General features: G+C 59.0%; 5 protein-coding genes. 2 read left to right on the forward strand and 3 right to left on the reverse strand.

All coding sequences use genetic code 11. From position 1 onward, the window contains the following. Positions 1 to 56: 56 nt before the first annotated feature. Positions 57 to 803 (forward strand): precorrin-4 C(11)-methyltransferase, encoded by a 747-nt coding sequence (cobM, locus tag ACVVH8_RS16900; protein ID WP_475225048.1) that lies wholly within the window; start codon positions 57 to 59, stop codon positions 801 to 803. 220 nt (positions 804 to 1023) lie between these two features. On the opposite strand, the gene nfuA is transcribed toward cobM, so the two are convergent. The 3 genes from nfuA to ACVVH8_RS16915 form a co-directional block, all read right to left on the reverse strand. After that, entirely contained in the window at positions 1024 to 1608 is a 585-nt protein-coding gene (gene nfuA, locus ACVVH8_RS16905; RefSeq protein ID WP_003225494.1) for a Fe-S biogenesis protein NfuA, read from the reverse strand. Positions 1609 to 1666: 58 nt separating this feature from the next. Further along, on the reverse strand, positions 1667 to 2680 hold the full coding sequence (locus ACVVH8_RS16910) for an acyltransferase family protein (RefSeq protein WP_475225051.1): 1014 nt from the start codon (positions 2678 to 2680) through the stop codon (positions 1667 to 1669). A 181-nt stretch (positions 2681 to 2861) separates the two neighbouring features. Further along, entirely contained in the window at positions 2862 to 5156 is a 2295-nt protein-coding gene (locus ACVVH8_RS16915) for a fatty acid cis/trans isomerase (RefSeq protein ID WP_475225054.1), read from the reverse strand. 155 nt (positions 5157 to 5311) lie between these two features. Here ACVVH8_RS16915 and metH point away from each other — a divergent pair, with 155 nt between their 5' ends. After that, entirely contained in the window at positions 5312 to 9022 is a 3711-nt protein-coding gene (gene metH, locus ACVVH8_RS16920) for a methionine synthase (RefSeq protein ID WP_475225057.1), read from the forward strand. The last annotated feature ends 8 nt before the right edge of the window (positions 9023 to 9030 follow it).

Below are 9030 nucleotides of genomic sequence, written 5' to 3' on the forward strand. Positions count from 1 at the left end.
TCATGAGCAATCTTCATCTGAAGCGTTGCCGTGCCTCTTTTTCAAAGGATTCAACGATGACTGTTTACTTCATCGGCGCCGGCCCCGGCGACCCGGAATTGATCACCGTCAAAGGCCAGCGGCTGATCCGCAGTTGCCCGGTGATCATCTACGCAGGTTCGCTGGTGCCGGCGGCAATACTTGACGGTCATCAGGCTGAAACCGTGGTCAACAGCGCGGAGTTGCACCTGGAGCAGATCATCGAATTGATCAAAACCGCCCATGCCAAAGGTCAGGATGTGGCGCGGGTACACTCGGGTGATCCGAGCCTTTATGGCGCGATTGGCGAGCAGATTCGCTATCTGCGCGAGTTGAATATTCCATTCGAAATCATCCCCGGCGTCACCGCCACCGCCGCCTGCGCGGCGTTGCTCGGCGCCGAACTGACGCTGCCGGACGTGTCGCAAAGCGTGATTCTGACGCGTTATGCCGATAAGACCGCGATGCCGGCCGGCGAAGAACTCGGAAATCTGGCGCAACATGGCGCGACCATGGCGATTCATCTTGGGGTCAATCACCTGGAGAAGATCATCGCCGAACTGTTGCCGCATTACGGCGCAGATTGTCCGATCGCGGTGATTCACCGGGCGACATGGCCGGATCAGGATTGGGTGATGGGGACGCTGGCGGATATTGCCGGGAAGGTTGCGGCCAAAGGGTTTCGGCGCACGGCGTTGATTCTGGTTGGACGGGTGCTGGGGAGTGAGGTGTTTAGCGAGTCATCGTTATATCGCGCTGGCCATGCTCACCTTTACAGACCGTGAATTGAATGACTTTTGTGGCTGGATACAAAACCTGTGGTGAGGGGATTTATCCCCGACGGGTTGCGAAGCAGCCCAAAAAAGAGGAACTGCTGCGCAGTTCATCGGGGATAAATTCCCTCGCCACAAAGTAGCCAGACCATGATCACTCTGGTGCATGCAGAAACAGGCATAAAAAAACGGCGCTCACGGGGCGCCGTTTTTCATGTCCGCAGCGAACACCTTAGTAGTAGGCGTTTTCTTTCTGCGTGTGGTCGGTCACGTCGCGAACGCCTTTAAGTTCCGGAATGCGCTCAAGCAGCGTGCGCTCGATGCCTTCCTTCAAGGTCACGTCGGCCTGGCCGCAGCCCTGGCAACCGCCACCGAACTGCAACACGGCGATGCCGTCTTCAACCACATCGATCAGGCTGACCTGACCGCCGTGGCTGGCCAGCCCCGGGTTGATTTCGGTTTGCAGGTAATAGTTGATGCGCTCGTTGACCGGGCTGTCGGCGTTGACCATCGGCACTTTGGCGTTTGGCGCCTTGATGGTCAGTTGGCCACCCATGCGATCGGTGGCGTAGTCGACGACGGCGTCGTCGAGAAACGCTTCGCTGAACGAATCGATATACGCGGTGAAGCTTTTCAGCCCCAGCGCTGTATCTTCGGGTTTTTCTTCGCCCGGCTTGCAGTAGGCAATGCAGGTTTCGGCGTACTGGGTGCCAGGCTGGGTGATAAAGACGCGGATACCGATGCCCGGGGTGTTCTGCTTGGACAGCAGATCGGCCAGGTAATCGTGGGCGGCGTCGGTGATGGTAATAGCGGTCATGGAAACTCCTCGCAGGCTTGTGGCGGAGTTTACGCCAATCGTTGCGCCGGACAAAGTCCTAGTATTTTTGTCGGGAAAGATTCTCGACAGGCGCGTCGTCAATCCGTGCCTTGAGCCAACGGTAACTGCGTTTTTCCACCCATTCGTAGCTCAACCACGAACCGACGCCGATCGCCAGCGCACACACGGCGAACATCAGATAGGGATTGATCCCGTAGCGGCGAGCGATAAATCCCCCCGCCGACAGCACCAATACATGCATCAGATAAACCGAATAGGAACAATCACCGAGCAATTTCAGCACTCGATTGCGCTCGACATAGCGCTCCAGTGCGATACAGGCCATCACCAGCACCGCACTCGGCACGCCCCAGTTCAGCAGCCGCGGTGCCGGAGCCAGATGATAAATCGCCAACAAGGCGCCGACGATCCCCAGCAACGGTAGCCACAATCCCACGCCGATCCACCCACGACGGTAGAGCACGCCAATGCCGATCCCCAGCAAAAATTCGTAGACGATGTCCGCCCGGTAAAACTCGTTGATCCAGCCGAATGCCTGGCAGGCACTAAACAGCAGCGCCGCCACCACAAGCAAGCGAACCTGCCAGCGAAACACCAGGGCACAGGCGAACAGCACGTAGAAAAGCATTTCGTAATTGAGGGTCCAGCCGACATTCAGTGTCGGATAGATGCCGTAACCGCCGGGATTCTCGGTTGGAATGAACAGCAGCGACAGCAGCAGATGAGCCCAATCCACCGTTTGATCCGGCAGCAATGGCTGGGCGAACACCACCAGCAACGCCATCAGCAACGTGTACAGCCAATACGCCGGGACGATGCGAAACAATCGATACAGCAGGAATTGCCCCGGCCGCAGGGTTTTGTCTTCGGTCGAGAGGAAAATCACCAGACCGCTGATGACGAAGAAAATGTCGACGCCCACTGCGCCCTTGTCAATGAACCACTGGCCCACCGGACCTCGCGCTTCAAAGTCGAAGAAAATCTGCATGAAGTGATGGCAGACCACCGTCCACGCGGCGAGCGCACGCAGGGCCTGCACTGAAATCAACATCGACCGCTCCCATCCACAATTGCTGAAGTGCCACTAAACCCTGTGGGAGCGGGCTTGCCCGCGATGGCGGAGTGTCAGGCCACATAAATGTTGAATGCGCCGCCCTCATCGCTGGCAAGCCAGCTCCCACAGGGAATTTGGATCTAGTCAGAAATTGGGACAGCAGATCACTCTCAAACGATCAAAGATTCTCGTAGCGGTTCATGTCCAGCACGCCCTCTTCCACCGGATCGGTTTCGTGGAGGTACTGGCTCAGATCGTGGAAATAGAACCAGAATTGCGGATGACTGCGGCGAATGCCCCAGCGTTCGACGATTTTCTCGAAACGATTGGCATCCTTGGCGTTTTCCATCGCATCGACAAACGCCGGAACCTGATCGGCCGGGATGTTGAAGATGAAGTTCGGATAACTGCTGAGCACGCCCGGATAAATGGTCAGCGTATCCAGCCCCGGTTGATAACGCAGCGACTCACCGAGCAAAAACGCCACGTTGCTGTGGGCACGGTTGCGCAACAGGCTGTAGACCTCGCGTTTGCCGCTGGCCGTTGCGATGCGCAACATGGTTGCTTCCGGCAATTGATCGATGACTTTCAGGCCAGCGGCCGGACGCGAAGCCAGGCGACTGAGGGCCTGTTCGGCATTTTGCAGCGCCGGATCAATGTTCGGCCGCGAGCAATACGCGCCATCACAGCGGTTGATCGGATCGGGCCGCGCATTGAGGTCGCCATAACGTGCGAGCAATTGCATGGCGAAGTCGTATTTCGGGTCTTTCTCGTCGAGCTTGAGCGCGGTCGGCTTGTCGTCGTCGATGGCTTCATAGTCGAGCCACATCTTGAACTGGCCGCTGCTCTGGTACCAATCGTTGAGGTAGTCCTCGCGGGAATCGGCCGGCATCAGGCGCAGGAAATTCTGTTCGGCGCCGTTGCGGATCAGGTCGAAATACAGACGCGTTTGCGCCTGATGGGAGACGTTACCGAATACATCGAAGTTGACCGCCAACTGGTAATACGTGCGTTCCAGCAACGGATAGTCGAACAGCCACAGGGTCTGCGGCACTTCACCGATCAGGCCTTTGGTCACCGAAGCGCTGTCGAAGTGGCGGAAGATGCTCAACAGCGCGTTGTCGTTGCCGGCCCACAACGTCGACCAGCTCGGCGCGGGAATATCGGCGTAGCTGTCGCGGCGCAAAGCCTCGTACTCGTTTCGTTTGTTGCGGTAGTTATGCCACAGGCTCAAAACGCTGCCGACATCGTCGTTCTGCCCCGGCATGGCCAACAGCGGCGTGGCCTGGCCGCGATAGTTGGGGTCGGTGATGTACAGGTCATGTTCCGGCGCCTGGAACAGCGCCCAGAAGTTGTCGCGGATCACGTCAGTCGCGATCTGCCCACGGCACACCGGACCGCGAATAAAGGTGCGGACGAAGTATTCGGCGTTATCGAGCATGAACTGATAACGCGCCTGCGCCGGAATCGCTTCAAACGTGGCAAACGGGTTGGCGCGACTTTGCGGGCCGTAGCCGGGCAACGCGCTGACTTGCCAGTTGCCGTTGTAGAACAGGCTTTTGACCCGAGCCATCTTCGCCGCGCTGAGCGGATAGGTGATGTGGGTTTTATGCACGATCACCCCTTGCACCGGCCACAAGCGGTAATACACCTGGGTGCCCGGATCATCGTTGGGGCGACGGGTGGCAATCAGGTCGATCGGCTGACCTGTCGGCGTGCGCGAGCGCACCCACTGAAAGTAGTGCCCCGGCTCGCCATCCTTGAAATAGATGTGCGCCAGAAACAAGTGCTCGAACAACCAGCGCCCGACCAGACTCTGGCGAGCGCCCGGCGCATTGAGCAGGTTTTCCCACTGAACGATCTGCATCGCCTCTTTGGCACTCGGCGCCAGCCCTTGCTCGTCAATCGGCGCACCTGAGGCCAGCCAACGCTGCAACGTCTGATACTGCTGATCGGTGAGGCCGGTCACCGCCAACGGCATGCCTTCCTTCGGATGCGCCCCGGCATAGCCCTCGAATTCGGCGGGCATCGCACACATGTTCTCGCGATTGAGACCGAGCACGATGTCTTCCGGGAGTTTGGCGTTCGGCGTCAACGGGGTTTTGTGCCCCAGCTCAAGCATGCGCGCCATCAACGCGGCCTGACTGCCCTGGGCATCAAGCACCGAATAGAAGCCCTTCTGCTGCCAGGCGCGTTTGCCGAAGGCGTCGTAGAACAAGCGCGTGGTCGGTGCCGCTTGTGTGCGTTCGCCGTCATAGACCGGCATCTTGCTCGCGCCCCGACCCGCGCCTTCGCCACTGCCCAGATTGAGCTGGCAGGCAGAGTCATAGCACGCATGGCAGGCCACGCACTTCTCGGTGAAGATTGGCTGGATGTCGCGGGTGTAGGAAATGGAAGGCGAGATCGAGGGCTCTTGCGCCGCCGCGCCAAAGCTTAATAACAGCAACACAGTGCTGATGACGCGGTACGACATGCCCTTGATCCCGATCCTGAAAAAAACGCCGCGATTCTACAGTATGACGCCCGCACCAACATGAGCGATATTCATGCAAAAGCCTCACATGCTCCAAAACCGCACAGGTTTGTTATGATCCCGCTCCTTCGTAATGGTCTTTCCGAGTAGTCCAAATGTCCGATCGCAGCGTCCGCCTTCAAGCTCTCAAGCAAGCCCTCAAAGAGCGCATCCTGATACTCGACGGCGGTATGGGCACGATGATCCAGAGCTACAAGCTCGAAGAGCAGGATTATCGCGGCAAGCGCTTCGCTGACTGGCCGAGTGACGTCAAAGGCAACAATGACCTGCTGGTGATCACCCGTCCGGACGTGATCGGTGGCATCGAGAAAGCCTATCTGGATGCCGGCGCCGACATTCTCGAAACCAACACCTTCAACGCCACGCGCATTTCCATGGCCGATTACGGCATGGAAGAACTGGCCTACGAACTAAACGTAGAAGGCGCCCGCCTGGCCCGCAAGGTCGCAGACGCCAAGACTGCCGAGAACCCGGACAAGCCACGCTTTGTCGCCGGCGTACTTGGCCCGACCAGCCGCACCTGCTCGCTGTCGCCTGACGTCAACAACCCTGGCTATCGCAACGTCACCTTTGATGAGCTGGTGGAGAACTACACCGAAGCCACCAAAGGCCTGATCGAGGGCGGCGCCGACCTGATCCTGATCGAAACCATTTTCGACACCCTCAACGCCAAAGCAGCGATTTTCGCCGTGCAAGGTGTGTTCGAAGAGCTGCATATCGAACTGCCGATCATGATTTCCGGGACCATCACCGATGCCTCCGGTCGTACCCTGTCGGGCCAGACCACCGAAGCGTTCTGGAACTCAGTGGCGCACGCCAAGCCAATCTCGGTCGGCCTCAACTGCGCACTCGGCGCCAGTGAGCTGCGTCCGTACCTGGAAGAGCTGTCGAACAAGGCCAGCACCCATGTGTCTGCGCACCCGAACGCCGGCCTGCCCAACGAATTCGGCGAGTACGACGAACTGCCGTCGGAAACCGCGAAAGTCATCGAGGAGTTCGCCCAAAGCGGTTTCCTCAACATCGTCGGCGGTTGCTGCGGCACCACGCCGGGGCATATCGAAGCCATCGCCAAAGCCGTGGCCGGTTATGCCCCGCGTGAAATTCCAGACATTCCCAAGGCCTGCCGCCTCTCGGGTCTGGAGCCGTTCACCATCGATCGCAGTTCGCTGTTCGTCAACGTCGGCGAGCGCACCAACATCACCGGTTCCGCCAAATTCGCCCGGCTGATCCGTGAAGACAACTACACCGAAGCGCTGGAAGTCGCCCTGCAACAGGTCGAGGCCGGTGCGCAGGTGATCGACATCAACATGGACGAAGGGATGCTCGATTCGAAGAAGGCCATGGTGACCTTCCTCAATCTGATCGCTGGTGAACCGGACATCTCGCGCGTACCGATCATGATCGACTCGTCGAAATGGGAAGTGATCGAAGCAGGCCTCAAGTGCATTCAGGGCAAGGGCATCGTCAACTCGATCAGCATGAAAGAAGGCGTCGAGCAGTTCATCCATCACGCCAAGCTGTGCAAGCGCTACGGCGCTGCCGTTGTGGTGATGGCGTTCGACGAAGCCGGCCAGGCCGACACCGAAGCGCGCAAGAAAGAAATCTGCAAACGTTCCTACGACATTCTGGTCAACGAAGTCGGCTTCCCGCCGGAAGACATCATCTTCGACCCGAACATCTTCGCCGTCGCCACCGGCATCGAAGAACACAACAACTACGCTGTGGACTTCATCAACGCCTGTGCCTACATCCGCGACGAACTGCCGTATGCGCTGACGTCGGGCGGCGTGTCCAACGTGTCGTTCTCGTTCCGTGGCAACAACCCGGTGCGCGAGGCGATTCACTCGGTATTCCTGCTTTACGCGATCCGCGCCGGCCTGACCATGGGCATCGTCAACGCCGGTCAACTGGAGATTTACGATCAGATCCCGGTCGAGCTGCGCGACGCCGTTGAAGACGTGATCCTCAACCGCACACCGGAAGGCACCGACGCCCTCCTCGCCATCGCTGACAAGTTCAAGGGCGACGGCAGTGTCAAGGAAGCCGAAACCGAAGAGTGGCGCAGCTGGGAGGTCAACAAGCGTCTGGAGCATGCGCTGGTCAAAGGCATCACCACGCACATCGTTGAAGACACCGAAGAGTCGCGCCAGTCGTTCGCCCGCCCGATCGAAGTGATCGAAGGCCCGCTGATGTCCGGCATGAACATCGTCGGCGACCTGTTCGGCGCCGGCAAAATGTTCCTGCCGCAGGTGGTGAAATCCGCCCGCGTAATGAAGCAGGCCGTAGCGCACTTGATCCCGTTCATCGAACTGGAAAAAGGCGACAAGCCGGAAGCCAAGGGCAAGATTCTCATGGCCACGGTGAAGGGTGACGTGCACGACATCGGCAAGAACATCGTTGGCGTGGTGCTCGGTTGCAACGGCTATGACATCGTCGACCTCGGCGTGATGGTCCCGGCAGAGAAGATTCTGCAAGTGGCCAAGGAGCAGAAGTGCGACATCATCGGCCTCTCCGGCCTGATCACACCGTCGCTGGATGAGATGGTCCATGTGGCTCGCGAGATGCAGCGTCAGGACTTCCACCTGCCGCTGATGATCGGTGGCGCGACCACCTCCAAAGCGCACACCGCAGTGAAGATCGAACCGAAGTACAGCAATGACGCCGTGGTCTATGTCACCGACGCCTCCCGAGCGGTGGGCGTGGCCACACAGCTGCTGTCGAAAGAATTGAAGGCCGGTTTCGTCGAGAAGACCCGTCTGGAATACATCGACGTGCGTGAGCGCACCGCTAACCGCAGCGCCCGTACCGAACGCCTGAGCTACGCGGCCGCCATCGCCAAAAAGCCACAGTTCGACTGGGCCAACTACGAGCCGGTCAAACCGACGTTCACCGGCAGCAAGGTGCTGGACAACATCGATTTGAAGGTATTGGCCGAATACATCGACTGGACGCCTTTCTTCATCTCTTGGGATCTGGCCGGCAAGTTCCCGCGCATCCTCGAAGACGAAGTGGTCGGTGAAGCCGCCACCGCGCTGTACAAGGATGCGCAGGAAATGCTCGCCAAACTGATCGACGAGAAGCTGATCAGTGCCCGTGCGGTGTTCGGGTTCTGGCCGGCCAATCAGGTGCATGACGATGACATCGAGCTGTACGGCGATGACGGCAAGCCAATGGCCAAGCTGCATCATCTGCGCCAGCAAATCATCAAGACCGACGGCAAACCGAACTTCTCCCTCGCCGACTTCGTGGCACCGAAGGACAGCGAAGTGACCGACTATGTCGGTGGTTTCATCACCACCGCCGGCATCGGCGCCGAAGAAGTGGCCAAGGCTTATCAGGACGCTGGTGACGATTACAACTCGATCATGGTCAAGGCCCTCGCCGACCGCTTGGCCGAGGCTTGCGCCGAGTGGCTGCACCAGCAGGTGCGCAAAGAACACTGGGGTTATGCAAAGGACGAAGTGCTCGACAACGACGCGCTGATCAAAGAGCAATACAGCGGCATCCGCCCTGCCCCGGGTTATCCGGCCTGCCCGGATCACACCGAGAAAGCGGCGCTGTTTGCCTTGCTCGACCCCGAAGCCGAAGAAATGCGTGCTGGCCGTAGCGGCGTGTTCCTCACCGAACACTACGCGATGTTCCCGGCGGCAGCGGTCAGCGGCTGGTACTTCGCTCACCCGCAAGCGCAATACTTCGCGGTGGGCAAGATCGACAAGGATCAGGTGCAGAGCTACACCTCGCGCAAAGGTCAGGAGCTGAGTGTGACCGAGCGTTGGTTGGCGCCGAATCTGGGTTACGACAACTGAGAACCGGC

This window comes from Pseudomonas trutticola BRTCR10 (assembly GCF_056155105.1).